The organism is Kitasatospora sp. NBC_00374 (assembly GCF_041434935.1).
Taxonomy (GTDB): Bacteria; Actinomycetota; Actinomycetes; order Streptomycetales; family Streptomycetaceae; genus Kitasatospora.
In genome coordinates this window covers 8,838,053-8,863,734 of record NZ_CP107964.1, presented here as the reverse complement: position 1 = coordinate 8,863,734, position 25,682 = coordinate 8,838,053, and the positions used below count along the sequence as shown (strand labels likewise).

Genomic DNA, 25,682 nt, shown 5'->3' with positions numbered 1-25,682 from the left:
CCGTGGGCGCGGACGGAGCCGTTGTTTACCGGACCGGACGCCGAAGCGGGGCGGGGCGGGCCGCTGGGCGGTCGCGGTCCCGGGAGGTCTGCTGTCGGGGGGATGTGTCAGAGTCTGCGGATGCTGAAGATCGTGGTGGAGACCGAGAACGGGGAGCGGCACGTCGGTGTGTCCGCCGAGGAACTGGCCGGGCTGGTCCAACGGATCGGCGGTGACGGGGACCGCTTCCTGGTCGTCCAGCGGATACCCGATCTGCCCGACGTCTTCACGCAGGTCTGGCACGAGGCCGGCGGGGACTACACGCTGCAGCACCGCGCCGGCCCCGCCGGTCAGCACTTCCAGGTGATGGTCGACAGTCCCGAGACGGTGACCGCGGCAATGACCGGCTGGGCCGCCCGGACGCCCGGCTGGGACACCACTCTGGCCTGGTCGCTGCTGGACCTGGGCCCCACCCCCGAGGTACCGCCGCTCGACCTGGACGACGACGACCGCGCGGTGTTGGAGCAGCGCCTCCGCGAGACGCTGGCCGGCGGCTACGTCACCCGCGCCGCTCTGGCGGAGCTCGCCGAGGACTACCTGGTCACCGCGGAGCGCCGGCCCGTGTCGCGTGAGCAGGCGCGGGTGCTGGCCGACCGGATGTGGCTGGAGCGCCTGGCGGAGCAGGCCGACTGGCAGGGCGAGACGGACCCTGAGCGGCTCACCCGCGCGTTCACCGCCCTGCAGGAGGCCGGTATCACCGCCCGCGAGCACTTCGCCTGCTGCCGCAGCTGCGGCCAGTCCGAGATCGGCGGCGAAGGCGGCCCCGACACCCGCGGCTTCGTCTACTTCCACACCCAGTGCACGGACTCCGCCGCGGCCGGCCACGGCCTGACGCTCCTCTACGGCGGCTTCGACGGCTCGCCCGCAACCACCACAGCCATCGGCCACGAGGTCGTGGCCGCCCTCGAAGCAGCCGGCCTGCGTACCGACTGGGACCACGACCCCGGCCAGGCCATCACCATCACCCCCCTGGACTGGCGCCGCCGCCTGGTCGGGTAGGTCAGCCTCGTCCAGGCAACCGGGAGACGGACCACAGGAAGACGTCATCAGACCTTCTGGCACGTCGGACGGCGACCATCTCCCCTGCCCCGTCATCGCCCTGTAAGAGGAGCGGCTGCTCGCCGCGAGGGACTCCACGCGGAGCACGGCGGCCAGCGTGAGGATGCTTGCCGCAGGACGTTCGTTGTGCGGTGCGTGGAGCCCGATCAGCTGTCCGGTTCCCGGCACCGAGCGAGCCCCGGCTCCGCCCTACGGACAGCGCCGCGCCGGCCGCGAGATCAGGCCGGTTCCTGCGGCTTGTCTGCCGTCGGGGATGGAGTCGTCTCCCGCAGGGCGAGGACGGTGAGGAGGGCGAACGCCACCGCGGCGGCGAGGGTACGGGCGTCGTTGAACAGCTCCCAGCGGCGCAGGATGCCCGCATGGTCGGCCGGTGCTGCGGTGGCGGCCCACTGCTTGATGAGGCCGTTGATCGGGACGTTCCCGAACCGGGTGATCAGGAAGGACGCGACGGTCAGGAACCCGGCCGCAGTCGCGAGGATTCGCGGCCTGCCGCGCGTGAGGGCGGCCAGGGCGAGGGAGCTGAGGGCGGAGACCGCCATGGCACCCTGCACCGTGATCCCGTTCATCTTCATCAGCTCGGCGTGACTCCTCCCCCGGCTGAGGCCGGGGGCTTCTCGCTATGCCGGTACGGCTTCGCGACGGACCAGCCCGGCCCGTAGAACATTGAGTGCTCCCACGGTGTCAGCGTGCGCGTGGTGGCCGCACCGCTGACAGTGGAACTTCTCCTGTGCGGGCCGGTTCTCCTTGGCGACGTGCCCGCATTCGGGGCAGGTCCGGGAGGTGTTGCGGGGGTCCACGGCGATCAATTCCCGTCCGGCACTTTCAGCCTTGGCGTGCAGGACCGCGAGGAACACCCCCCATCCGGCGTCGGCAATGCTGCGGTTGAGTCCGGCCTTTGAGGCGGACCCGTTGGGCAGGAAAACGCCCGGCTGATCGGGGTCGGGCTTCGGCTTGGGGGCCTTGCTCATGTTGCGGATCTTGAGGTCTTCGTGCGCGATGAAGTCGTGCGCGCGGACCAGTCCAAGGGCGGTCTTGTGGGCGTGGTCGAGGCGTTGGCGGCGGACCTTGCGGTGGAGGTCGGCGACCTTGGCCACGGCCTTGCGGCGGCGGTTGCTGCGCCGCTTGCACCGGGCAAGGGCCCGCTGTGCGGCTTCGATCTTCGCGGCGACGGTGCGGGCGTGGCGCGGGTTGGGCACGAACTCGCCGTTGGAGTCGGCAAGGAAGTTGGCTATGCCCAGGTCGATGCCGACCACGCTGCCCGTCGCGGGCAGCTGCTCGGGCTGGTCCTGCTCGGCGGTCAGCACGACGAACCACTTGCGGCCCTCGCGCTTGACACTGACGGTTCTGACCTTGCCGACCACGGCCCGGTGCTGATTGACCTTGACGTGTCCGACGCCTTGGAACCGGACGCGAGTGACGGGGTCGTGCGGGGTGGAGTCCCACCGGCAGCCGTCCCCGTCTTTCGGGAACTCGACCGTGTCGAACCAGTTCACACCCCGGAACCGGGGGTAGCCGGGCGTCTCACCGGACTTGACCCGGCGGAAGAACGCCGCGAACGCCTTGTCGAGACGGCGGAGAGTCGCCTGCTGGGAGGAGAACGACCACCGGCCCTGACGCTCCGGGTCGAATGCCCGGATGTCCTTGAGCTGCGCCGACTGCATCCCGTACTTGACGCTCGTCTTCGACGGGTGCCGGTAGGCGTCGCGGCGTTCCTGCAACGCCCCGTTGTAGAGCGAACAGTGATCCCGCAGCATCTCGGCGAGTGCCTGTGTCTGACCCACGGTGGGCCGCATGAGGAACTTGTATGCACGGATCATCCGGTCCACCCCCTCCCGGTGCTGACGATTGATCATACTACGCTTGGCCCATGTCACCACGTTGGGAACCAGACCCCGATATACGGCGGGGAAACCATGTCGTCTCCAACCTGCACGCACACTTGGTGTTTGTCACCAAGTACCGGCGTGAGATCTTCAACGACGAGATGCTGACGCGCTGCGAGATGATCATGCGCGACGTGTGCGACGGCTTCGGCGCGGAGCTGCGGGAGTTCAACGGCGAGGGCGACCACGTCCACCTCCTGGTGCACTACCCGCCGAAGGTCTCCGTCTCCAAGCTGGTCAACAGCCTCAAGGGCGTCAGCTCCCGCTACCTGCGGGCCGAGTACACCGGGCGCATCAACCGGATCGGCATGGGGTCCGTCTTCTGGGCACCCTCGTACTTCGCGGGGTCCTGCGGCGGCGCACCGCTCAGCATCGTCAAGGACTACATCGAGAACCAGAAGCGCCCCGTTTGACCGTCACCACGGAGGCGCAGAGACCTCCGGCGCTCCGCGCCTCCGTGCCAGGGATCGCATTCCCGCCCGGCCTGAAGGCCGGGATTCCCTGCGAAGATCAAGGATGGAAGTCGAGTCTCATCTCGAGTGGCACGGCGTTGAAGGTCGGGACGAGGTTCGCGGCGCCGTAGCCGAAGGCGCCGGCAAGCAGGCCGGTGGAGAACAGGGACAGTCCCTGGAGGAGTCGGGTGCGCATGAATGCCTCTCCCCTGGGGGCGCGAGCGGTGTCTGCGTTCAGACGGCGGTGAAGCGGCTTCTCGCCTCGCCCCGGAGCCGGCCGGGCGGAAGCCTGCGGCCGAAGGCGAGCAGGAGGAGGTCCTGGGCGGCGCCGTACACGGGGGAACCTGATCCGTACGACCAGTCCAGATCCTCGGCACACAGCCGCACTCCGCCGACGTCGGCGCCGAAGAACCTCAGACCGCTGGGTCGGATCCCTTCGAGCAGCACCCGCAGCCGGTCCTCGGGGACACGCCGGTCCAGGCCGAGGGCGATCGTGATGTCCAGGCCGTGCACCACGTCGTGGCCGAGCGCGGCTTGGAGTCCACCGACCGGCGGAGTCCAGGGGTGGTGAGCGTTCTCCCGCAGGAACGCCGCGAGTTCGACCGCGGAATGGGCAGCCGCGTCCCGGCGTGCGACACGGTCGGTCATGCGGTGCAGGCTTCCCCGGGCCCTGGCCAACTCGCCCATCGTCGCTGGCAGGGAGAGCCGGAACCCCATCGACATGTGGGCTGCGACCTCACGGACCCGCCATCCCGCGCAGAGGCTCGGCTCGTCCCACTGGGCGGGCCTCAGGCGGTCGAGCAGATCGGCCAGATCCTGGCGTTCCGCCGCGATCATGGCCCTGACCTCGGCGTTCCTGCGCCTTCGAGATATCGCATTCTCCATGTGATCAACTCTGCGGTCCGGCCGAACCGCATGTCCAATAGATGGATGTGCTGCGATCTAGAATCAGGAGTTATGGAGCTTCGCCAGCTGCGCTACTTCGTCACCGTCGTCGAGGAGGGCGGCTTCACCCGCGCCGCTGCCCGACTGCACCTGACCCAGCCGGGGCTCAGCGCCCAGATCCGCCAGCTCGAGAAGGAGTTGGGGCAGACCCTGCTCGACCGGTCCAGCCGGTCGGTGACGCCGACCGAGGTGGGCCGGGCCGTCCTGCCCTATGCGCGAGCGGCGTTGGCGGCTGCGGACGCGGTGCGGCACGCGGTGGACGAGCACGCCGGACTGCTGCGCGGCCGGGTCACACTCGGACTGGTTCCCGGCGCCACCGGGCACGCCTTCGACGTCGCCTCATTCCTCGCGGACTTCCACGACGCCCACCCCGGCCTGGAGATCGCACTGACCGAGGACGCCTCGGATCGGATGCAGGCCGCGCTCCTGGCGGGTGAGATCGACATCGCTCTCCTCGGACCCCCTGGCGAAGAACCTCCGCCCGGCCTGTCCTACCGGACGGTCATCGACGCTCCGCTCGGCGTCGCCGTCGCAGTCGGCGATCCGCTCCTCGCCGACGCCGACCGCACCGATGTCCCCCTGACGGATCTGCGGGACCGCCCGCTGATCTGCCTGCCGCAGGGCACCGGAGTCCGGGCAGCGCTCGAACGCGCCTGCGCGCAGGCCGGGTTCGGGCCCCGGGTCGCCTTCGAGGCGGCGGCCCCCCACGTGCTCGCCCAGCTCGCCGTCCGGGGCCTGGGTGTCGCCGTCATGCCCATCGACGAGGAGACGCCGGGCATGGCCGCCCCCCTGCACACCCTGCCGATCGTCCAGCCCCGGATCCGTGCCCGCATCGTCCTCGCCTGGCCGGCCGCCGGGCCCGCAAGCCCGGCGGCCCGGGCGCTCCTCGCCCGGCTGCACGACGCCCTGCCGAAGGCACCCACGCCGTAGGGCAGGACGTCTCTTCCGGATCTTGCCTGCCCCGTACGTCCGGCAGAATCCGGATGGCTGGCGGGCCGTCCCCGACCTGAGGCCTACCCATCCAGGGGGAGACGCCACGGCAGGGATCGGGTGCGGACGGTACCTGGGGCGGAGGACCACTTCCGGAGCGAACTGACAGAGTGTCACGTAGTTGGGCGGACGCCGAAGGCACCGCCCGTTCGGAAGGGCGGGGCACATGACGGGGAACAGCGGCATGCAGTCGGACCGCGGCACGCCGGGAACGTGCCAGCGCCGTCGGCGACTCCGGATGGCCGTGACGGCGCTCGCGGGCGCGGGCCTGCTGGCCACCGCGGCACCGGCAGCGACCGCGCAGGGCACCCCGGTCGACGTCGGCCCGAGCCCGACGGCCGGGAGCAGCGCCCCCCGGGTGGACCGGGGTTCCTTGGACGCCGCGGTGGCCGCGATGGTGAAGCAGGGCGGCGCCTCGGCCGCGCTGGGCGCCGTCCGGGAGGGCTCCCGCCCGACCTGGAAGGGCGCGGCCGGCACCTCCGACGTCGCGACCGGCGCGCCGGTCGACGAGAACGGCCGCTTCCGCATCGGCAGCGTCACCAAGGCCTTCGTGTCCACGGTGGTCCTCCAGCTCGTCGGTGAGCACCGGCTGGGCCTGGACGATCCGATCGAGCGCTTCCTGCCCGGCGAGGTGCCGAACGGCGCCGCCGTCACGGTGCGCCAGCTGCTCAACCACACCAGCGGTCTGCCCAACCACACCGATGACCCGGCGTTCGACTTCACCAAGCCGGACTGGGCGGAGCGCGGCCGGTGGAAGGACTACCGGGCCCAGGACCTGGTCGACATCGCCAACAGGTTCCCTCCGCTCGCCGCTCCCGGCACCGCTTGGAACTACTCCAACACCAACTACGTCCTGGCCGGGATGATCATCGCGAAGGTGACCGGACACACCTGGAATGAGGAGGTGGACCGCAGGATCGTCCGCCCGCTCGGCCTGACCCACACCTCCATGCCCGTCAGCTCGCCGTTCATCCCAGGCCCGCACGCCCACGGCTACCTCCAGCTGCCCGCCGGGCCGGCCGACGTCACCCTGGAGAACCCCTCCTGGGCCGGCCCGGCCGGGGGTGGCATCTCCACCACCGCCGACCTCAACCGGTTCATCGCCGCCCTGCTCGGCGGCAAGCTGCTCCGCCCCGCCGAACTCGCCGAGATGCAGCGGACCACCGGCCTGGGCGACGGCAAGGACTACGGTCTCGGCCTCCAGCGGTACGACACGCCGTGCGGGCTGTACTGGGGCCTCACCGGCGGCATCCCCGGCTACCACACCGGCATGTTCGGCGCGGCGGACGGGCAGCGCCAGTTCGCCATGTCGGTGAACTTCTACGGCTCCTCCGACCCGGCGGCCAGCGGAAAGGCGTGGCAGGACCTCGTCGACGCCGGGACCTGCGCCGGCCGGGGGTGAGCGACCGGCAGGGTCACCCGTAGGCCTTGTCTGACAATTCCCGACGGGCGCGCATTGTCAGACAGGGATGCGCCACCAGGTCTTCCTCACCGACACGCCCGTCGCCGGCGGCGGGTCGCTGCCACACCTGGTGTCGGCGTACGAGCTGATGTGCAGAGCCACGTACGGGTGGGTGACTCCTCCCCCGGCCAAAGCCGGGGGAGGAGTCACGCCCGCTCCCCCGTCGCCGTCGCTGGTGCTGATCTACCTGATCTACCGCACACCACCGACACCCAGCCGCCGCCCACCGCCCTGGCCCGTCGGCGCCGACCTGCGGGAGGCGCGCGGCCACCCGGCCACGGGGAGGGCCACAGCGGCCCGGGAGCGTCCAGGCAGGGCCCGCCGGACCCGGAGCGAACCCGAGACCGCACCTACCCCCCACACCCACCAACCCACCAACACCAAAGACAAGGGAACAAGGGGAGGGAGAGGGTAGTCGGCGATCCAGGGCAGGCCGAATCTTGGGTCTGAGCTGGGGAAATGTCGAAACGTTGGCACGAGATCCTCCCGGGGCAGCACCCGGGGACGGCCCCGGGGAGACACCCGGGGAGTTCCGGCGGGCTCTTTCGCCTCGCCGGGCCCGTACGCGCGCCTTGACGGCGGCTCAGACACTGCCCGGGACACTACCCGCCGCGGGCCGCCGGCGTCCTGAGTCGGGCTCAGGCCCGCAGGGTGCCGGTCCCGCCAGTCGTCGGCGTCGGAGCGGCTTGCAGCCGACGGCGCGGCTCGGCTGGCCGACCGGGCGCCGGGGTATGGGCGGCGGCGAGGTACTGCGGGATGACGGCGGCCAGGCCCTCGGCGGCCTCCAGGAGGAGCGGGTCTTCGGCGGGCCGGTCCAGCAGCGCCTGGGCGAGGTGCAGTGCGGACTCCAGGACGGCGGCCGGGGTGCGGATGTGGCGCAGCGCGGCGATGGCGTCGGCGGCCTGTTCGGCGGGTCGGGGCGTTGTTGGGTGGGCCGGCGGGTCCGGAGCGGGCGTGGGGCGGCCGCCAGGGCGGCTGCTGGCGGCCCTGGGCGGGCTGGGGGCCGAGGGCTGCGCCTGCGCCGGGGCCGGGGCCGGGGCCGGGGCCGCAGCGGGCGGCCGGAGAGGCAACGACACCAAGCGCCTCGCCGAGGCCGACGGTGTGTCCGGTGCGCACCGCGCAGCGCTGCGACACACGAGGTTTCTCATGACCTCGCTACCTCGAAGTGATCGGATCGGGGTATCTAATTGTGGTTTGTCATGATTTGTCCGTCAGGTGTCCTGTCATGCTGGTGACTTGTCGCTCGGGGGGTGCGGGGCGCTTTGTTGTGAGGAGAGGTGAACCCGCGGATGAGTGCTCGTACTCGTGGACAGGGCGACCTGCCGTGGTATCGGATCAGCCGTCAGTGGCCCGTGGCCGTGTTCAACAGGGCCCTGGACGGTGGGACGACTCCGGTTCCCGCCGTCGTCGCGTCCGATCCGGTTGACTCGGGTGGACAACGTGGGGAGCGCGGTGTGGGGGTGGCATCGCTGGGGTGCGCGCTGCTGTCCGGTATGGCGCTGCTGGCGGCCACGGCTCCACCGGTGGCCGCCGCGCCGGTGGAGGCCGTGCCAGTGCAGGCGCGGCGGGCTGATCCGTCGCAGACCTTCACCTTCACCGGCGCTCCGCAGACCTTGACGGTTCCGGCGGCGGCGGTGGTGACGATCACCGCGGACGGCGCGGGCGGCGCCGACAATACCGGCACCGCCTGTTCCGTCACAGGGGCCGGTGGGGCGGGGGCGCGGGTGGTGACCACCCTGCCGCAAACCACCGCCCCGACGACCTTCACCATCAACGTCGGCGGCACCGGCGGCAAAGGCTGCAACGGCGCCGGGACGCCGGGTGCCGGCGGGTTCAACGGCGGCGCCCCGGGGGGGAGTTATCCGGCCAGTGGGTTCAAATTTGAAGGTCCGGGTGGGGGCGGGGCCTCCAGCATCAGCACGGGCGGCTCCCTGCTGGTGGTCGCCGGGGGCGGCGGTGCCGCCGGCGGCACCGGAGCAGGCTCCACGGGGGGCAACGGAGGCAACGGCGGGACAACGCCGGATGCCACCGGCGGTACCGCAGGAACTGCCACCGGCCCCGGGGCTTCGCCGGGGCAGGGCGGGGGCGGCGGCAGCACCAGTACCAGTACGGGGGGTGCCGGCGGGGCCGCAGGCACCGTTCCATTCTGTGCGGTCACGAACGGCGGGTCGGGGAGCGGGTTCTCCGGTGCCACGGTCGGTACCGGTGGCACCGGGGGCAGCTTCGACGGCGGCTGCGCCGCCACTGCCGTCAGTGCCGGTGGTGGCGGTGGGGGCGGGTACTTCGCCGGTGGGGGTGGCGGCAGCGGCGCCGTCAACAACACGGGCACCGCGGCGGGTGGGGGCGGGGGTGGTGGGGGTAGCAGCTTCGCCACCCCCACGGGTACAGGCACGAGCTATGCGCTTTCGACACTTGGGACGGCGAACCACGACGGCCAGGTGATCATCTCCTACACGCTCCCGTCCTTGACCATCACCAAGACCCACACCGAGGACTTCACACAGGGGCAGGACGGCACCTACACCATCACCGTGGGCAACGCCGTCGGGGCCGCCCCGACCACCGGCGCCGCGGTCACCGTGTACGACACCCTGCCCGCCGGGCTCAGCGCCGACAGCATCAGTGGCACGGGATGGACCTGCACCCTGGACATCCTCACCTGCACCCGTAGCGACGTCCTCCCCGCCGGGAGCAACTACCCTCCCATCACCCTGCAGGTCGACGTCTCCTGCGGGGCCCACGCCGAGGTGACGAACCGCGCCACCGCCCTCGGAGGCGGCGACACCACCAGCCACACCGCCACCGACCTCACCAAGATCACGCGCCACGAGCACCACGAGCGCTGCGAGCGCCACGACCACTGGTAACCCAACCGACCTGTGCCAACGGCGGGGCACGTCCATGAGGACGTGCCCCGCCGTCCACCACGATGTGCCGCTTGCGGCCATGATCTTCTTCCCTCCGTCGAACCCTCGCGTGGAGGCCGGCACCGACGCGGCCGCCTTCACCGCCTGCGCGTCGATGATGCCCGCGGTCGGCTCCTGATCCCGGCCCGCCGCCTCACGGACCCGGTCACGCAGCCGGTCGTGGAACTCGCGGACCAGGCCCTTGTCCCGCCAGCGCCGGAAGAACGCGTAGGCACGGTCCCATGCGGGGAAGTCCGCGGGCATCGCCCGCCAGGCGATACCGCCCGCGACCAGGTAGCGCACCGCATCCACCATCTGCCGGTGGCAGTAGTCCTCCGGCTGCCCGCCGGGGCCCTCCAACCACCCCGGGACCGGCCTCGCATTCCGCACCACCGCCCACTCCGCGTCGCTCATGTCGGACGGATACCTCGGTCGCCTGTGCGGACGATCCGCGGCATTCCCGAACCGGCAAGCGAGACAATCACACCTCAGGGAAGCCGAGTTGGACGACACCGAAGCAGACTCGGAAGACTGCAGCACCAGGGCCTCCTGTTGCTCGGTTGGATTCGACACCCCCGAGCTGTACGGGGGTGGGCGCTTCCGATGGTGTGTAGATGTGCAGTTCGTCGCTGATGCTGACCGTCCCGTACCGGTCGGCGAACGCCCGGTAGTCCGCGGACAGTTGGAAACCGAGCGCGCCGGGCCCGGGCTCCCACGGGACTGGGACCACTCCGCCCGCAGGCGGCGGCCCGATCACCGAGCCAAGCCGGCCCAGCGACGGACCCGGTGCGGTAGCCGGACCAGGAAGGAGCAGCAGATCCGGGCATGAGGAACCCGGCGTCCCCGCAGCGACATGCGACGACCCGACCCGTACGGCAGCGGGACATTACGGGCAAACCGCCGAGCCACTCACCGACGGCTCACCGCTGACGAATCGAGGTCAGACTTGGCCGCAACCTCCGCATTCGCCGTCGGCGGCTCCGGTGATGCGGGGCCGCCGCGTCGCTGAACCCTGCCCCGGCGGAGCGGGAGCGAGTCGCTCAGCCGCCGATGTATGACCCGGAACCGTACTGCTCGACGTCGCGGCGGTACCGGTCCTGCCAGTGCAGGAATTCGTGGCCATTGCCGCGGAACCTGCGCTGCAGCTCGCGGGGAAGGCCTCCGGTACAGGCTCTGGCCAGTAATTCCACGATCCCGTACGGCAGGACCGTCAATTCGTCCCCGTATACGTACACCGGCCACTCGGCGCTCGACTCGCCCTCGACGCGCCACAGGTAGTAGACACCACCGTCATCCATGCCCCAGTGGATATACGCCTCACCGTCACCCAGATCTTCGGCGATGTACGGCTTGGCAGCAGCCCGGCGAAACGCCCCGGTGATATCCACCATACTGGTGCTGTACTGGTGGCCGGGCGCCTCCGCCGGTGCCGCGATCAGCAGGAAGTCGTCAAGCGACCCGGCGCCGTAGACCGCGAGGAAGTCCAGGTAGTCCGGCGGCAACTGGACCCCCAACGCGGCCTCGGCCTCCGCAACCCCCTGTAGGTCCAGCGCCGCCCCGTCCGCGCTGGCCGGCGATGGCGGGAGAACCCGCCGCAAACGTTCAAGCGCATCGCTTGTCATCGGTTCTCCCCTAATCCGTCGGGCCCGTCGGAACCGGACTCACCGGATTCATTCGATCGTCGAATACACGCCCGAGGTTGTGCCACTGACCGTTCTTGATACTCCAGATCTTGTTCTCAATCAGGACGCTCTCCCTATCGATGCCCCGAGTTCCGTCGCGGTAGACCCCTTGGGCGGTAATCACGAATTCGTACGGGACCGTCCTGTTCCCGGCGTAGTGCGGTGTCACCGTATAGCGGACCACCTGGTGCTTCTTGGCGATCGCGTCGAAGACCTCTCTCTCGAGGTCCTCCATGTGGGGAGTCATCCCTGGGTCCCCGGCCGTGCTGGGAGCGGCGTTCGCCGCCCTGGAACAGGTGGCGAGGTTGTCCAGGTCGGTACCGCTCCCGCTCAGCCGGTTGGCGAGCAGGTGGCAGTTGTTGATCCACTTCGCTGGATCCCCGTTTCCCAGGTAGCGGCTGTAATTCCTGGCCCAGTAGTACCCGGGCGGGCGGGGGTCCTTTTCGGTGCTGCTGCCCTTGTTCGCCGCGAGGTACTCCTCGTCGAGGCAGGCGTTCATCTGGCTCGCCCGGTTCCCGTTCGCGCCGTCACGCTTGCCGAGGTCGACCCATCCCTTGCCACCGCGTCGGCAGTCTTCGGGGTCCGGACGCTCGTCTCCTCCCTCCGGACCGGCGCTCGGTTGGGACCCCGAGGAGGCGGCTGCTTCCTGGATCGTCGTGATCCCGTCGATGGGGAGCTGTTCGCCGTTGCGGTACGCGACGAGCCCTCCGGATGCGAAGACCTCCGGAGCCGGGCCCGCGGCCGCGGTGGGCGCTTGTACCCGTAGCGCCGTGTAGTGCCCGTTGGGTTTGCGAACCAGCCCGTCGTAGGTGAAGGAAGGGCTTGCCAGAGTGGCCGCCCGCGCGGCCGGGAGCCGCCTGACGGCGTCGGGCGTCAGGTACGCGGTTCCCGGGCGCAGGTCGACGGTGGTGCCGGCCTGCTTCCCGTACTCCTTCAGGGCGGAGACCCGTGGCTGCTGGTAGGGGGTGTCGCCAGTGTCGTCGCCCTGGCTCACGGGCCGGCTGCTGGTTTGCGGAGGCGGGGCGGGCGCGTCTCCGCCCTGGTCCATCGCCGCCGCCGGGTTCGACGCAGTGGTGGTGAAGCTCTGGATCACCTGCGCCATCTGCCCGAGCAGTTGCTGGCCCCGGGACTGGAGCTGCTGTGCCTTCGTCTTGAGGTCGGAGGCCTTCGTGTCATTGGCCTTGGAGGCGGCGTCGAGCTGGGAGGACCTGGCGTCGACCTGGGAGGCCTCCTGCCGGATCTGGCTCTCCTCGCCCTGGATCTTGTCCTCCACGGCGTTTTCCTGGTTCTTCTGGGTTTCCAGTCGGCGCGCCTCGGCATCGAAGGTGGCGGCCGCGTTCGCCTCGGCAGGCATCTGGAACGTGTGCGGCTTGGCGTTGTGGGCGGCGATCTCACCGTCCACGGCCTTCGCGCGCTCGTTGTGGCCGCTGATCTCCTGGTTCACCGCGGCGACCCTGGCGTTGAGCGCCGACTTGCTGTCGCGAATGGCGGCGGACTCCTTGGTGATCCGCTCCGCCTCGGCGACCACGTCCTTCTCCTGCTGCGCCAGCTGCGCCGCCTGCCGGTTCGCGTCGTCGATCTCCACCAGGAGGGTCGCCAGGGCGGCTTCGAAGCCCCGGGGCGCCACCAGCGGAACGGGGGCTAGCGTGCCCACCGGTGCCGTGACCGCCGCAGCGCCGGTCGCCGCAATCGTCTGCGCTCCGATGGCGACGATCGGCGCCAGGAGCGCCACCAGCACGAGGTGGACGACGCGGGGCAGCGTCCGCCGGCGGCGCGCGGCCGCCCTGCGCGAGGACGGGGTCATCCGGTCACCTTCCCGGCGAGCTCGTCGGCGATCTTCGAGGCGGTCGACGCACCGTCACCCGCCTGGCAGACGGCGACCTGCACCAGGCTTGCGCCCTTCACCCTCGCCTGGTGGAAGCAGGCCCAGCCCGCGGCGCCGTCCTGCGCCGCGGCCCACACCACGGCGGCCTCTGTAGCGGGGCGCGCCGTGTAGGCCCACTTCGAGCTGCGGCCGGCCTGGTCGGCGACCGTGGCGGACGGGCACTTGGCGAGACCGTCGGTGAGCCTCTGGAGGGCGGTGCCGGCCGTGTCGGTGTCCGGGAAGACCCCGAACGTCTGGTTCACGGTGTAGGCGCCCGTACCCCCGGCATCCTGGTAGGTCGCCGACAGGAACGCCTTCCACGCCTGCCCGTAGACCGACTGCGTCGTCGGCCCCGCCGCGACGGCGCACTCCGACGGCGCCACGGCGAGCGCGGCGTGCGGCCGGTTCGACTGGGGGCCGGCGACCACCGTCGTCCCGGCCAGCCCGCTGACGCTGTCAGCGCTGAGGAGGTCCGCCTGGACGGTCCCCTCGGCTATGTGCGGCGGAAGGCCCGTGGGCTGCTGCGGCCACACCCACCACCCGATGCCGGCCAGCACGAGGCAGGGCACCACCGCGGCCAGCAGCAGCCGCCAGTGGCGCAGTGCCCGAACGCGTCGGCGCGCACTCGGACCCTGTGGACGCGAGGGGCGCGGGGCCGATGCCTGTTGCTGCGGCGCGGACGGCGTGGCCGGGACGGGGGCGGGTGGCGTCGAGGTGCCGGGCGACCCGTTTCGCGCGGGCGGGGCCGAGGAGCCGGGCCGACCGAACTGCGGCGGCACCGCCCTTGGGGTCTGCTGCCAGGTGGGGGGCGCCGGCGCCGCCGGATCCGGGTTCCAGTAGTGCTTTGTCATGCCTTCCTCCCGTGTCGTGGTGTTCCTGCCGGCGCCGTTCGACGCAGCCCCGAATCCGCCTCGGGCAAGGTGTGCCGAAGGCCGGGTAGTCGCTGGACTGGCGACCAGGTGGAGCCGTCATGCGTCGACGAACGGATTCGTGGGTCCGACGGCCGGTCAGCGCTGCCGTACGGTGGCGAACTCGCAGCCGGGGGTGCAGAGGGTGACGATGCCGCTCCAGCTGCTTTGAACGCGGCCGCGCGTCTCGGAGTGGGTCATCGGCTTTTCGCGCAGATTCGGCTTCCGGCACCGTGGGCAGTCCCCTGGCCGGGCCGTTCCCCACGGCTTCGCCGGGTCGAGGGCTCGGAGCGATGGGGCGAACAGAAGTACGGCGATCGCCATGGCGATGATTCCGGCGACGAGTGCGCCGGGATGGCCGGCCTGCTGCCGGTGGAGCATCTCCTGGTAGCTGTACGAGTGCGTCAGCGCGCCGTTGACGAACTCGTCGCAGATGTCGCCCGGCGACATCGTCGTGCCGTTGCACCGGGGCGCCGACGTGTCGCCCGGGTGGCCGGGGTAGACGGCGAAAGCCAGCACGAGGCCGAGGGCGAACAGGGCCAGCAGCACGATGACCGCTATGGCCCGGGACCTTCCTGAACTACGTGACTCCCGCTCCTTGACGGCTCGTTGGATCAACTTGTCCGCAATGCCGGTGGTCCGAGTGGACATGCCGGATCTCCTCCGAGTGCGGTGGTGCTGTGCGGTTGGCGGTGTCGGACGTGCGTCAGCGGTGGCACGAGGAGGCGAGGACGAGGAGCAGGATCGCGATGACGATGAAGGTGAGGCAGCTGTTGCCGCCGTCCGGGTTCTTGGTGTTGGTTTCGACCTGGCCGCCGGGGGCGAGGCCCGCGTGGCGGTCGGCGTAGTGCGCGATCTGCTGCTGCTCACCCTGGGACTCGGTGCCCCAGGACGTCTTGAAGCCGCACTCGCCGCACCGGTAGCGGTATGCCATGTCAGTTCCTCGACTCTCGTGTTCCGATGGTGGGTTGTCCGCTGCGGGCGCCCAGGAGATCAGCGCCAGCGCCAGCAGACGGTGTAGCCGAAGGCCGGGTAGTCGCCGGATCGCCAGTAGGTGGATCCGCTGGTGCCGCAGAACGCGGTGTCGTAGGGGGTGCTGGTGCGTCCGGTGACGTAGACGTTGGATCCGCCGCAGCTGCCGACGTTGGTGAAGGTGGAGCCTGACTTGAGCAGGCATTCGTTGACGGTGGCGTAGCCGGCGTCGTCCGGGTAGTTCATGGACAGGCACAGCAGGACGTCGAGGCCGGAGTGCCCGGCCGTGGGCATCGAACGCCAGTAGTTGTAGTGCGGCCAGTTGTCGCACTTGGTGTGGTCGGAGGTGCCGCGGTAGACCGCCAGGACCTTGAAGTTGCCGGTCTGGCAGGCCTGTGTCGACCAGGCGTCGGCACCGGGGGCCCCGAAGACGCAGTCGCCTTGGCGGGCGTGGTAGGCGGTGCCGCCGGAACTCTGGTAGCTGAGGCACAGGACGCGGTCGTACAGGCTGGACGAGACGCTCTCGTCGCTGTTGGTGACGCTGTCGCAGCTGTTCAGGTCGGTGCTGCCGGCGTTGATCCGTACGACCTTGAACGTCCCGGAGGCGCAGTCGGTGGCGGTCAGGTCGGCGTGGCCGCTGGTGCCGGAGTCGTAGAAGCAGTCGCCGACCTGCGCGGTGCCGATGGGACTGGTCGGCGTCGGGGTCGGTGTCGGCGTCGGTGTCGGTGTCGGGGTCGGGGTCGGGGTCGGGGTCGGTGTGTCCGGGGCGGAGGTGGTCCCCGCTGGTTGGGTGGCGGGCGTCCACGCGGGGCTGTGGGAGGCGTACGGGGTGTAGGAGCTCGCCGCTCGGGCGCTGTCGGCCGCTCCGGAGGCGTCGGCCTCCGAGGAGTGCTGGTTGCTGACGATCACCAGCAGGAGGGCCAGGCCGGCGGCGAGGGCGCCTACCGCCCTGCCGACCTTGGCCGCCGCGGAGGTGGGTGGCTTCGGTGTCCCGGTGATGGTGGGCGGTCGACCGGTGCCCGGTCGGCCAGGAGGCAACCTCGTGTGCCGGGGAGTCCTCGGTGTGGTGCCGGTGGACGCGCCGACTGCGGCCGAGGCAAGTCGCTCGGCCCACACATCGGGGGCCGGTCGTCGCGCCGGGTCGGGGTCGAGCGAGGCGCGGGCCAGGTCACCGAGTGCGGGACTGATCGCGCCGAGGGCGGCGGGCTCGGTGGCGGTCTGGTCGCGGGCGAAGATGCGGACGGCGAGCAGGGCGAGTTTGTAGACGTCGCTTGCCCGGGTGGCCCGCTCCTCGCCTGCGGGGACCTGCCAGTCGGGGGTCTCGGCCTGCGGCAGTACGGTCGCGCCGTGCAGGCGCATGGCGTCGCAGTCGATCAGGAAGCACGCGGGCTCGGGCGCCAGGCTGAAGAGCAGATTCTTCGGGGAGACGTCGCCCACGGCGATGCCCAGCCGGTGCAGTCGGTCCATGGTGGCAGCCAGGTCGGCGAGCAGGAGCAGCCGGTGCCGGTCGCTGACCGCCAGTCCGATCCCGGCGACGTAGGCGTCGTCGTTGAGGAGGTACTCCGTGCTGGCCAGCCGCCGCGACCCGGTGTTCGCGCTGGTCAGTGTCCGGAGCATGAAGTGGAAGCGGTCGGGCACGGCGCGCATGAGGAACCCGCAGGCCTGTCCCTGGCGCTGGACCACGGCGGCCGGCCACGCGGTCTTCTCGCAGAGCCAGCGCCCCTGTGCTCCGGTGAGCCGGCCGGGCAGGGCCGCGGCCGCGTCGAGCGCGGCGGCGTCGAGCTGGGGCAGGACGGAGGGGCTGTACTCCTTGTAGACGATCTCCCAGCCGCCGTCGGCAGCGCCCTCGTTGATGCGCTTGTTGAGCACCTGGTGGACGGAGCCCTGGCCGCCCTGCCCGAGTTGGTGACCCAGGGCCAGGGCGGCGACGTCGACCGGGGCTGCGGGGTCGGTGCTCACCGCGGCTGCGCCTCGTTCCGGGGCCAGAGGGCCAGCAGGGTGCGGTCGTCGTCGAAGGTCTCCCGGGTGAAGTCCAGTACGTGCCCGAGCCACAGCGGTGGCGGTGGCGTGCTGAGGTGCTGGGCGAAGTGCGCGCCGACCCGGCCGTCGCCCTCCCCGAGCGGGTCGCCGAAGCCGTCCGTGCCGACCAGCAGCGTCCAGGGCGCCTCCAGCCGTCCGGTGGCCGTTTCGAGCCGGTCGGGGATCAGGGGCAGCGGGGACACCTCGTTGGTGACCAGCAGGGTGTCCGATCCGGTCTTCGAGCCGAACAGCGGCCGGTAGCGTCCTTCGGCTCGATCGAGGATCCAGGCTCCGGAGTCACCGATCCGGAAGAGCTCGACGCTCAGGCCCTTGGCGGTGGGGCGGACCGCGCCGGCGACCAGGGTGGTCGCATACAGGCGGGCCACCTCGGCGGGGCCCGGCTCTGTGACGCCCAGCCGCCATTGCGCGAGCTGCCGCAGCCGTTCGGCGGCGTGCGCGGCGACGTTGGCGGGGTCGAGCGGCCCCGGTGTCCGGTCGAGCAGGTGCAGGATCCGCTCGACAGCGGCCCGGCAGGCCTCGACGGCGCCCTGGTGCGACTCGGAGGCGCTGGAGACGCCGTCGGCGACGGCGAACACGATGCTGTCGGTGGCCTCGTGCACGGCCGCACGGGCCGCGTCCTGGCGCGGCTGGCGGTAGTAGCGGTGCTTGGCGCCGCGTACCGAGGCGAACCGCAGGGTGAGAGCGTCCGTGGACCAGCCCTCGCACTCGCTGTCGGGGAAGTCGAAGGCGTACTGGCTGGGTGGGCGGGCCTCGAACTCCATGCCCGCAACGCCCACCGTGATCCGCTGCCACGGCGCCGGACCCGGTTCGGACGGCGCTGAGGGCGGAGCCTGGGAAGGAGGTGGCGGTGGCGGCGTGAGCGGGCCGGGCGCGGGTGCCGGGTGGGCCGGGTTCTCCCGGTGGACCGGTGTCACAGGCCGACCTCGTCGATGGCCATGGTGAACTGGTCCGGGCGGTTCACGACCAACTGCGGATTGGTCGAGTTCAGAGCGTGCCCCGATGCCACCAGGCTCGCGGTGAGGGAGTGGAAGAACTCCGAGATCGCACGTCCGACGTCGGCACCGGACTTGGCGATGAAGGCGAACTGGGGACGGGTAGCGACATCGACCATGGTCTGCGCCTGAGCGTCGCCGATACCGCAGGCGATGATGTTCGGGGCGGCCGGGGTCTGGCTCCGGTCGGTCAGGGCAGCGTGCGGCCTGCGCCAGGCGGTTCCGTCGGTGGGCAGGCCGTCGCTGAGGAAGAAGACCACCGGGCGGTGCACCTTGTAGCCCTCGCCGCGGAGCCACTGCACATCCGAGGGGATCCGCTGCAGCAGGTCGTCGAAGACGGCCCGGTAGTTGGTCACCCCGCGGATCGCCACCTGGGGCACGGTGGTCTCGGTGCGCATGTCGGCCACCGCGAGCCGGACCTGTACGTCGTCGGAGAAGCCCAGCACGGCCAGCCGGAGCTTGGCCGCGATCATCGGCTCCGCGCGCAACCCCTCGCACAGGGACGCCACGCCGCCCCCCAGTTCGCTCTGGTACGGCGCCATCGAGCCCGACTCGTCGGCCACCACGTAGGCCGGCAGCAGGACGCCCTTCGTCTCCGCCATCAGAAATCCGCCTCCTTCACTTCCACGCACGGATGTTGCGGGCGTGTCCGCTGGGGCCGCAGGCAGGTCCGCCAGGGCCGCAGGACTGGTGGCCCGCACCGCTGATGCTGGCGTTTCTCCGGGGAAGTGCACAGGTCAAAGCACTGGCCATAGATGACCAGTTGTCAGGGTAGGCTCACGCCTGTTCCGGATCGTGGGGAGAAGGGCCAGGCTGTGGCGGAGACGCTCGGGGCGTTAGTGCGCCGCCTGCGGAAGCAGGCCGGCATGACGCAGTTTCAGCTGGCGGAGCGTGCCCAGTTGGGCGAACGTACGATCGGCAGGATCGAGAACGACAAGCCCTTCGACCACCGCCTCGGAACCGTCGCACGACTTGCGGACGCGCTGGAGGCCGGCCCCGAGGACCGCCAGCGGCTGACGGCGGCGCTCGGCGGCGCCGAGGAGATACCACCGCAGGAGCCGCTCGACCCCCCGTCCGCACCGGCGCGGGCGCACGGCCCGCTTGCCGACGCCGCCGACGAGTTGGCCAGGGAGAGCAAGCGACGCTGGCGGCGCGAGGAGGCCCAGCACCGGGTGCACCATCCTTTCGCGCTGCCGGTGCGTTGGCGGCAGGTACCCGCGGGAGTGTCCGACCGGTCGGAGAACACCCAGCGCCTGGCCCCGGGCGACACCTCGTCCGACGTGGACCTGAGCGGCGACCTACGCCGCGTGGCCGAGGTCTACCGGCGGATCCGGTCCGGGCGGCTGGTGGTTCTGGGCCGTGCCGGCTCGGGCAAGTCGATCATGGCGGTCCGGTTCGCCCTGGACCTGCTGGACGCCCGGGCACGGTCCGAGCGGGTGCCGGTGATCTTCAGCCTCGGCTCCTGGGACCCGACCGCCGTCGCCCTGCGCGACTGGCTGATCGACCGGCTGCTGCGCGACTACCCGCATCTGGCCCGCCGGGTCCCGAGCGGGAAGTCGCTCGCCGCGGACCTCCTCGACGACGATCTCATCCTGCCGGTCCTCGACGGATTCGACGAGATCGCGAAGGGCTTACGCGGCGAGGCGCTCGATGCGCTCAACCTCTCCCCGCTGCCGCTCGTCCTGACCAGCCGTCAGGGCGAGTTCGCCGAAGCGGTCCGGTCGGAACACGCACCGCTCGCCTCGGCCGTCGTCCTCGAGCTGTGCGACCTGACCCTCGACGACCTGCGCAACTACCTGCCCCGGACCGATCCGGCGTTCCCGGACCCTCCCGGCCCCGACGGGCCCGGCGCGACCTGGGACACCGTCCTGGACGAAGCGCAGCTCACGGAGAGCGCGGGGGGCGCGAACCTCGCCGCCGCCCTGAGCACCCCGCTGATGATCGCCCTCGCCCGGACGATGTACAGCGACACCCCCGATCGCAAACCGGGCGAACTACTGGACACCACCCGGTTCCCCGACCCGCACGCCATCGAGGAACACCTCCTCGCGGGCTTCGTCCCCACCGTCTACCGGCGCCGCGCCCCCGAACGGCTCGACAACGGCCGTCCCCACCGTGCGCAGTGGGACCCGGAGCGTGCCCAGCGGTGGCTCGGTTACCTCGCCCATCACCTGGTGCGGCTCGACCGCGAGCGACAGGACCTCGCCTGGTGGGAACTGGGCACCAGCATGCGCCGCTCCTCGCGCACGCTCATCATCGGATTCCTGGCGGGACTGGCCTTCGGCGTCACGACCGCCATCGGGAACCTACCGGTGGACCTGGTCGCGACCTCGCACGGGCTCAGGTTCGCGATCGTGCGCGGACTGGTGGTCGGGCTCCTGCACGGACTCGCGGCCGGACTGCTCTTCGGGCTCGTGTATTGGTACGCCTCCGAGCGCGAGGCCTTCAAGCCCTCTCCCGTACGCATCAAGCTCTCGGGCGGGACCAGGCAGACACGTGGGAACGCCCGCGCCAGGTTCATGGTCGGGCTGGGCTGCGGGCTGGCTGCCATGGCCATGTTGGTCCTCATCGACGAGGGCGTGGTCGCACCGCTCGGGCTCGGGGACGGCCAGAGCGGCGACGGACTCATGACCGGACTCGTATTCATACCCGCGATCGCTCTCGCGACCGGGCTCGTGTTCGCCCTGATAGCCCTGCTCGAAGCTCCCGTCAGAACCGAGTCCGTCGTCAGCCCCGCCGACCTGCTGGACATAGACCGCCGCAATGTGGCCTTCCACCTTGTCACCTGGGCACTCGTGATCGGACTCGAAGTCGGGCTTCTCAACGGGATCGTGTACGGGCCTGTGCGCGGACTCGAAGTCGGCACCGTGTTCGGACTCGAAGCCGCCTTCGGAGCCGGGCTCGGGTACGGGCTCAGCCTGACCGCCTGGGGTCAGTGGGTGGCCCTGTCCCGCATCTGGCTACCGCTGACCGGGCGACTGCCCTGGGCACTGATCGCCTTCCTGGACGACGCCCACCAACGCGGTGTGCTCCGCCAGGTCGGCGCGGTGTACCAGTTCCGCCACGCCCGGATCCAGAGCCACCTGAGCCGGGCCTTCCAGGAGCGTCACGAGCCCCACCGACGGGGACCGTCAGGCAGCAGGGACCCGGCCCGGGCCACATGACCAGGACGCATGCGCGGTCCCCGGGATCCGCGCCAATCGTTCAAGCACCGATGCAGACGTGCAGTGGAGGGTGACCATGAGTGCCAGGTACGGTGCGCGAAGCACACGGATGCGGACCGTCGTCGCGGTGGCGACGGTATGGGGAGCCGCGAGCGCAATCGTGGGCGTCCTCGGGACCGGAACCGCAGCCGCGCAGCCGGCCTCACCCACGCTGAGGTACACCTGTAATTTCCCGACGATCGGCGGCCAGCCCATCACCGCGAGGATATCCACGGACATCCCCACGTCGATCGCGGTCGGCGAGTCCAGTCCGCCGTTCGCCATCAAGGCGGCGGCCACGGTGGACGCGTCCTTCACCTTCGGGCTCCGCTACATCCTCGGTGTGAGGATCATGGAGGGCTCCCTGGACGCCGAGACCACCGTCACCGCGCCCCAGGGCGAGATCGGCATCCCCGTGCACCTCACCATCACCAGGACCAGCATCCCGGCATCCGGTTCCTTCGACATCCCGGCGACCGGCACCGCACCCACGCTCACCTTCACCAAACCGGGCAGTGCGAGGATCACCGCCGGCAACTTCACCCTGCACCTCGTGCCGGAGGACGCGAACGGCAACATCACCAGCCCGGGCAGGACCAACGTGCCATGCACGCTGAACACCGGACAGGACAACGTCGTGACGACGTTCGACATCACGGCGCCGAGGACGACGACCGGCCCGGCCGCCACGGGAACGCCCGGCACCCCCAGCGCAGGCAGGCCAACAGCCCCGGCTGCCGCCACACCCACCGGCCCCACCGGCTCACCCGCGTCCGACGGCTCCGGCACCGCGACCGCCACGCAGAGCCCCACCAGCGACGGCTCCGGCACCGCGGCCGCCGTGCCCGCCAGTGCTGCGACGCCGGACCCGACGAGATCCACGATCAATGCTGCGGCGACGACTACCGCCACGACCGGCGGCGGCCAGGGCACCGGCAGCGTGATCCTCCTGCTGGCGGGCGTCCTTGCCGCAGCCACAGCGACAGCCGCAGCCGCCTTCCGCTTCGGCCCGCAGCTGAAGCGCCGACGCGCGTCCGGCCACCGCTACTGAACCTCCCCGGGTTCGGTGGAGATCTCAGCTCAGGCCTTCGACGATGTATCCCTCGTCTGGCTACTGCTGCGCCGTGGAAGTTCCACCGACGGACGCTGGACGTAACCGCGGCGCAGGACGTCAGTAGCTGTCGTAGCCGGGCTTACCGTTCGGCCGGTAGACGCCGATGACGGTGCCGCCCTTCGTCGCCGAGACACTGACCGGCTCCAGCGCGGTAGGGATCGCTCCGTCGGCGAACAGGCGCTTGCCGGTACCGATGATCACCGGGTGGATGGTCAGCCGGTACTCGTCGACGAGGCCGTGCTGCATGAGGGTCTGGGCGAGGTTGCCGCTGCCCACGACGTTGATGTTGCCGCCGTCGGACGCCTTCAGCTTGCGTACGGCATCGACGATGTCGCTCTCCAGCAGCGTGGAGTTCTGCCACTCGACGGACGTCAGGGTCCGAGACGCCACGTACTTGTGCATGCTGTTCATCCGATCGGTGAACGGGTTCTCGGGATCGGCGGTTGGCCAGTACGACGCGAAGATCTCGTACGTCTTGCGGCCGAGCAGCATCGCGTCGGAGTGCTCGTACCAACCGGCGATGGCCGTGCCGACCTCGTCGTCGGCGACCGGCTTCTGCCAGCCGCCGTGCTTGAAGCCACTCCCAGCGTCCTCGTCCGGACCGCCCGGCGCCTGCATGACGCCGTCGAGCGTCAGGAACGTGCAGACGATGATCTTGCGCATGGTGTGCTCCCTTCGTCGATGGGTAGTCCGTGCAACCGCCGGAAACTCGTCGGCGCCGCGGCGCAGCACCAGTCTGCGGCCATGACGGAGAACCCCGGGTTCGGCGCGCTGCTGGCGTCGTTACTGGACCTCGGAGGGCTCAGCGCGCAGACGTTGGCCGACCCTGCTGGGGTGACCGCAGGCCCTGCGTACCCACCGGCAACGGACTCGTCATCTACGGCCTGTGGGAGTCGGGAGCAGGCCATGCAGAAGTTCGTGACTCCTCCCCGCCCTGAAGGGACGGGGAGGAGTCACGGTGCGAGGAAGGACGGCAGTGGCAAGCCGATGGCCCGAGGTCGCTGGGCAAGGTGCACTCTGCCGCCGCCCCGTGCGTCTGGCCGGGCCGGGAAGCGGTCGCGCCCTAGCGTGAGTCCGGAACGATCCGGGCGAACCGTCGCCTGGATCCCGTCTTGCGGAGGAACCTCAGCCATGACCGTCACCGGCCCCGAACTCACCGGGGACTACGTCCTTGACCCCGCCCACACCCGGATCGGCTTCGTCGCCCGCCACGCCATGGTGACCAAGGTCCGCGGCGCGTTCCACCAGTTCGAGGGCACCGCCCGTCTGGACGGCACCGATCCGACCCGATCCACCGCCCAGGTGGTGATCAAGGCCGAGAGCATCGACACCGGCGTCGAACAGCGCGACCAGCACCTGCGTACCAACGACTTCCTGGACGCCCCCAACTTCCCCGACATCACCTTCCGCACCACCGCGGTCGAGCCCCGCTCCGACACCGAGTACCGGGTCACCGGCGACCTCACCATCAAGGACACCACCCGCCCGGTCACCATCGACTTCGAGTACGGCGGCAACGCCGTCGACCCCTACGGCAACCTGCGGGTCGGCCTGGAAGGATCGGTGACCATCTCCCGCAAGGAGTTCGGCGTGACCTGGAACGCGGCGCTGGAAGGCGGCGGCGTTCTGGTCGGCGACAAGGTCGTCCTGGAATTCGACATCTCCGCGATCAAGCAGAGCTAGCAGCCCGGGACCGGCCGCCGCACCCGGTCGGAGGCGGCACCGCACAGGAAGCGACCATGCGGCGCGCGGACCGTGGCCGCCGGGTCGGATGCCGTCCGCACCCGCTCGGCAAACGTCGTGCGGGTGCGGACGGAACTCGGCGATGAGGCCGTCGATGAGGCCCTTGATCTCGTCCCTCACCACCTGCGACTGCGAGCACTGCACCATCGCCTGGCCATCTGGGCGGGCTGACGCAGGTCGTGCCGTTCGAGCTCGTCGACGCGGTCCTGGAGGAGACCGGCTGTGTGCGGCGCCGGCTGCGTGACCTGCCCTCGCGAGTCGGGGTCTACTTCCTGCTGGCGATGTGCCTGTTCCCGGAGGTCGGCTACCGGCTGGGGTGTCGGCCTGGACGTCGCCGGGCCGACCGCGAAGGCTCTGCGTGACCTGCGGCGCCGGGTCGGCCCGGCACCGGTCCGCCGCCTGTTCGAGGTCCTGACCGGGCCGCTTGCGCAACCGGCCACGCCCGGGGTGCGGTTCGGACGTTTCCGGACGGTCTCGTCAGTCCGCCCCGCGAGCGTCCGAGCCCGTGGTCGCCAGGCTCGGAGAACACACGGCCCGGTGGCTCGACCTGCCCAAGCCCAAATAGTCGACCGGTCGGCTACACTTTTCTCGAGAGGCCGAGTTGGACTCCAAGCCACTGACAGGAGACAGACATGCCATCGATCTTGATCGTGCTGACCGGTGCCCGGCACTGGACGCTGAAGGACGGCACCGCGCACCCGACGGGGTTCTGGGGGGAGGAGTTCATCGAGTCGCACCGGGCCTTCACCGCGGCCGGCGCCCGGGTCACGCTGGCCACGCCCGGAGGGGTGCGGCCGATCGTGGACGAGCTGAGCCTGGCCCCGGCGATGAACGGCGGCGACGAGGCCAAGGTCGCCGGCTTCCGCGCCTACCTCGCCGAGGTCGACGGGTTCCTCGCCGCGCCCCGGCGGCTGGAAGACATCAATCCCGCGGACTACGACGCCGTGTTCGTGCCCGGCGGCCACGGACCGATGCAGGACCTGGCCGTCAGCGACACGCTCGGCCGACTGCTGGTCTCGCTGCTCGACACTCCCGGCAAGGTGGTGGCCTCGGTCTGCCACGGCCCGGCCGGCTTCCTCCCCGCCCACCGCGCCGACGGCAGCTGGGCCTTCGACGGCCGGCACCTGACCGCGTTCACCAACGACGAGGAAACCCAGGCCGGCTTCGCGGACAAGGCCCCCTGGCTGCTGGAGGACCGGCTGCGCGCGGCCGGCGCCAGGTTCGACGCCGGCGCCTCGTGGGGCAGCCACGTCATCGTCGACGGCAACCTGGTGACCGGACAGAACCCCGGCTCCACCGTCGCCGCCGCCCACCGCGTGCTCGACCTGCTCGCCTGACCACACCCATGGTGACGCGATCGCCCGCGGCGCGAGCAACCCCGCTCGCGCCGCGGGCGATCCCTGCCCAGCGCACCGATCGGCACCACCA

The 25,682-nt window shown here is 70.9% G+C and carries 24 protein-coding genes and 1 pseudogene; 10 read left to right on the top strand and 15 right to left on the bottom strand.

From position 1 onward, the window contains the following. Nucleotides 1-120: 120 nt before the first annotated feature. The gene (locus tag OG871_RS38975) at nucleotides 121-1,038 is read left to right on the top strand and encodes a hypothetical protein (protein WP_371493485.1); all 918 of its coding nucleotides are present in this window, start codon (nucleotides 121-123) and stop codon (nucleotides 1,036-1,038) included. A 278-nt stretch (nucleotides 1,039-1,316) separates the two neighbouring features. Here OG871_RS38975 and OG871_RS38970 read toward each other — a convergent pair whose 3' ends face one another. After that, nucleotides 1,317-1,670 carry a DUF1772 domain-containing protein gene (locus OG871_RS38970; protein ID WP_371493487.1) on the bottom strand — a complete coding sequence of 118 codons (354 nt, stop codon included), beginning with the start codon at nucleotides 1,668-1,670 and terminating at the stop codon, nucleotides 1,317-1,319. Nucleotides 1,671-1,715: 45 nt separating this feature from the next. After that, on the bottom strand, nucleotides 1,716-2,915 hold the full coding sequence (locus OG871_RS38965; protein ID WP_371493488.1) for an RNA-guided endonuclease InsQ/TnpB family protein: 1,200 nt from the start codon (nucleotides 2,913-2,915) through the stop codon (nucleotides 1,716-1,718). 50 nt (nucleotides 2,916-2,965) lie between these two features. Between OG871_RS38965 and tnpA the strand changes: the two genes are divergently transcribed. After that, nucleotides 2,966-3,394 (top strand): IS200/IS605 family transposase, encoded by a 429-nt coding sequence (gene tnpA, locus OG871_RS38960; protein WP_371493489.1) that lies wholly within the window; start codon nucleotides 2,966-2,968, stop codon nucleotides 3,392-3,394. Between the two features lie 97 nt (nucleotides 3,395-3,491). Here the strand turns inward: tnpA and OG871_RS38955 are convergent, their stop codons facing one another. Further along, nucleotides 3,492-3,629, bottom strand: a complete 138-nt coding sequence (locus tag OG871_RS38955) for a hypothetical protein (protein ID WP_371493490.1) — start codon at nucleotides 3,627-3,629, stop codon at nucleotides 3,492-3,494. 38 nt (nucleotides 3,630-3,667) lie between these two features. Continuing rightward, nucleotides 3,668-4,270 (bottom strand): maleylpyruvate isomerase family mycothiol-dependent enzyme, encoded by a 603-nt coding sequence (locus OG871_RS38950; RefSeq protein ID WP_371493491.1) that lies wholly within the window; start codon nucleotides 4,268-4,270, stop codon nucleotides 3,668-3,670. Between the two features lie 120 nt (nucleotides 4,271-4,390). Here OG871_RS38950 and OG871_RS38945 point away from each other — a divergent pair, with 120 nt between their 5' ends. Together OG871_RS38945 and OG871_RS38940 are read left to right on the top strand one after the other, a co-directional pair. After that, nucleotides 4,391-5,308 carry a LysR family transcriptional regulator gene (locus OG871_RS38945; protein WP_371493492.1) on the top strand — a complete coding sequence of 306 codons (918 nt, stop codon included), beginning with the start codon at nucleotides 4,391-4,393 and terminating at the stop codon, nucleotides 5,306-5,308. 226 nt (nucleotides 5,309-5,534) lie between these two features. Further along, complete coding sequence (locus OG871_RS38940) at nucleotides 5,535-6,770, top strand: serine hydrolase domain-containing protein (protein ID WP_371493493.1); 1,236 nt, start codon at nucleotides 5,535-5,537, stop codon at nucleotides 6,768-6,770. A gap of 698 nt (nucleotides 6,771-7,468) precedes the next feature. Here the strand turns inward: OG871_RS38940 and OG871_RS38935 are convergent. Further along, entirely contained in the window at nucleotides 7,469-7,906 is a 438-nt protein-coding gene (locus OG871_RS38935; RefSeq protein ID WP_371493494.1) for a hypothetical protein, read from the bottom strand. A gap of 213 nt (nucleotides 7,907-8,119) precedes the next feature. Here OG871_RS38935 and OG871_RS38930 point away from each other — a divergent pair, with 213 nt between their 5' ends. Beyond that, the gene (locus tag OG871_RS38930; RefSeq protein WP_371493495.1) at nucleotides 8,120-9,697 is read left to right on the top strand and encodes a hypothetical protein; all 1,578 of its coding nucleotides are present in this window, start codon (nucleotides 8,120-8,122) and stop codon (nucleotides 9,695-9,697) included. A 279-nt stretch (nucleotides 9,698-9,976) separates the two neighbouring features. Here the strand turns inward: OG871_RS38930 and OG871_RS38925 are convergent. The 9 genes and pseudogenes from OG871_RS38925 to OG871_RS38885 form a co-directional block, all read right to left on the bottom strand. Then, nucleotides 9,977-10,150, bottom strand: a pseudogene (locus OG871_RS38925) (transposase); the annotation flags it as partial. A 626-nt stretch (nucleotides 10,151-10,776) separates the two neighbouring features. Further along, nucleotides 10,777-11,358 (bottom strand): SMI1/KNR4 family protein, encoded by a 582-nt coding sequence (locus OG871_RS38920; RefSeq protein WP_371493496.1) that lies wholly within the window; start codon nucleotides 11,356-11,358, stop codon nucleotides 10,777-10,779. 10 nt (nucleotides 11,359-11,368) lie between these two features. After that, nucleotides 11,369-13,222 carry a DNA/RNA non-specific endonuclease gene (locus tag OG871_RS38915; protein WP_371493498.1) on the bottom strand — a complete coding sequence of 618 codons (1,854 nt, stop codon included), beginning with the start codon at nucleotides 13,220-13,222 and terminating at the stop codon, nucleotides 11,369-11,371. After that, entirely contained in the window at nucleotides 13,219-14,133 is a 915-nt protein-coding gene (locus OG871_RS38910; protein WP_371493499.1) for a sensor domain-containing protein, read from the bottom strand. Before OG871_RS38910 ends, OG871_RS38915 begins: the two co-directional genes overlap by 4 nt. 156 nt (nucleotides 14,134-14,289) lie before the next feature. Continuing rightward, nucleotides 14,290-14,841, bottom strand: coding sequence for a hypothetical protein (locus tag OG871_RS38905; protein ID WP_371493500.1), 552 nt, complete (start codon nucleotides 14,839-14,841; stop codon nucleotides 14,290-14,292). Nucleotides 14,842-14,896: 55 nt separating this feature from the next. Beyond that, nucleotides 14,897-15,124, bottom strand: a complete 228-nt coding sequence (locus tag OG871_RS38900) for a hypothetical protein (RefSeq protein ID WP_371493501.1) — start codon at nucleotides 15,122-15,124, stop codon at nucleotides 14,897-14,899. Nucleotides 15,125-15,183: 59 nt separating this feature from the next. Next, nucleotides 15,184-17,121, bottom strand: coding sequence for a hypothetical protein (locus OG871_RS38895; protein ID WP_371493502.1), 1,938 nt, complete (start codon nucleotides 17,119-17,121; stop codon nucleotides 15,184-15,186). Further along, a complete protein-coding gene (locus OG871_RS38890; RefSeq protein WP_371493503.1) occupies nucleotides 17,118-17,963 on the bottom strand; it encodes a protein phosphatase 2C domain-containing protein in 846 nt (281 codons plus the stop codon). The genes OG871_RS38895 and OG871_RS38890 overlap by 4 nt, the downstream gene beginning before the upstream one ends. 149 nt (nucleotides 17,964-18,112) lie before the next feature. Further along, complete coding sequence (locus OG871_RS38885) at nucleotides 18,113-18,796, bottom strand: hypothetical protein (RefSeq protein ID WP_371493504.1); 684 nt, start codon at nucleotides 18,794-18,796, stop codon at nucleotides 18,113-18,115. Between the two features lie 153 nt (nucleotides 18,797-18,949). Here OG871_RS38885 and OG871_RS38880 point away from each other — a divergent pair, with 153 nt between their 5' ends. Next, a complete protein-coding gene (locus OG871_RS38880) occupies nucleotides 18,950-21,358 on the top strand; it encodes a helix-turn-helix transcriptional regulator (RefSeq protein WP_371493505.1) in 2,409 nt (802 codons plus the stop codon). Nucleotides 21,359-21,434: 76 nt separating this feature from the next. After that, entirely contained in the window at nucleotides 21,435-22,448 is a 1,014-nt protein-coding gene (locus OG871_RS38875; RefSeq protein ID WP_371493506.1) for a DUF6801 domain-containing protein, read from the top strand. Between the two features lie 120 nt (nucleotides 22,449-22,568). On the opposite strand, the gene OG871_RS38870 is transcribed toward OG871_RS38875, so the two are convergent. Continuing rightward, entirely contained in the window at nucleotides 22,569-23,174 is a 606-nt protein-coding gene (locus OG871_RS38870) for a dihydrofolate reductase family protein (protein WP_371493507.1), read from the bottom strand. Between the two features lie 468 nt (nucleotides 23,175-23,642). Between OG871_RS38870 and OG871_RS38865 the strand changes: the two genes are divergently transcribed. The 3 genes from OG871_RS38865 (at nucleotide 23,643) to OG871_RS38855 (ending at nucleotide 25,591) form a co-directional block, all read left to right on the top strand. Beyond that, nucleotides 23,643-24,194: a YceI family protein gene (locus tag OG871_RS38865; protein WP_371493508.1), complete on the top strand. Its 552-nt coding sequence runs from the start codon at nucleotides 23,643-23,645 to the stop codon at nucleotides 24,192-24,194. A 239-nt stretch (nucleotides 24,195-24,433) separates the two neighbouring features. After that, nucleotides 24,434-24,616, top strand: coding sequence for a transposase domain-containing protein (locus tag OG871_RS38860; protein ID WP_371493509.1), 183 nt, complete (start codon nucleotides 24,434-24,436; stop codon nucleotides 24,614-24,616). A 270-nt stretch (nucleotides 24,617-24,886) separates the two neighbouring features. Continuing rightward, nucleotides 24,887-25,591, top strand: coding sequence for a type 1 glutamine amidotransferase domain-containing protein (locus OG871_RS38855; protein ID WP_371493511.1), 705 nt, complete (start codon nucleotides 24,887-24,889; stop codon nucleotides 25,589-25,591). Nucleotides 25,592-25,682 lie beyond the last annotated feature (91 nt).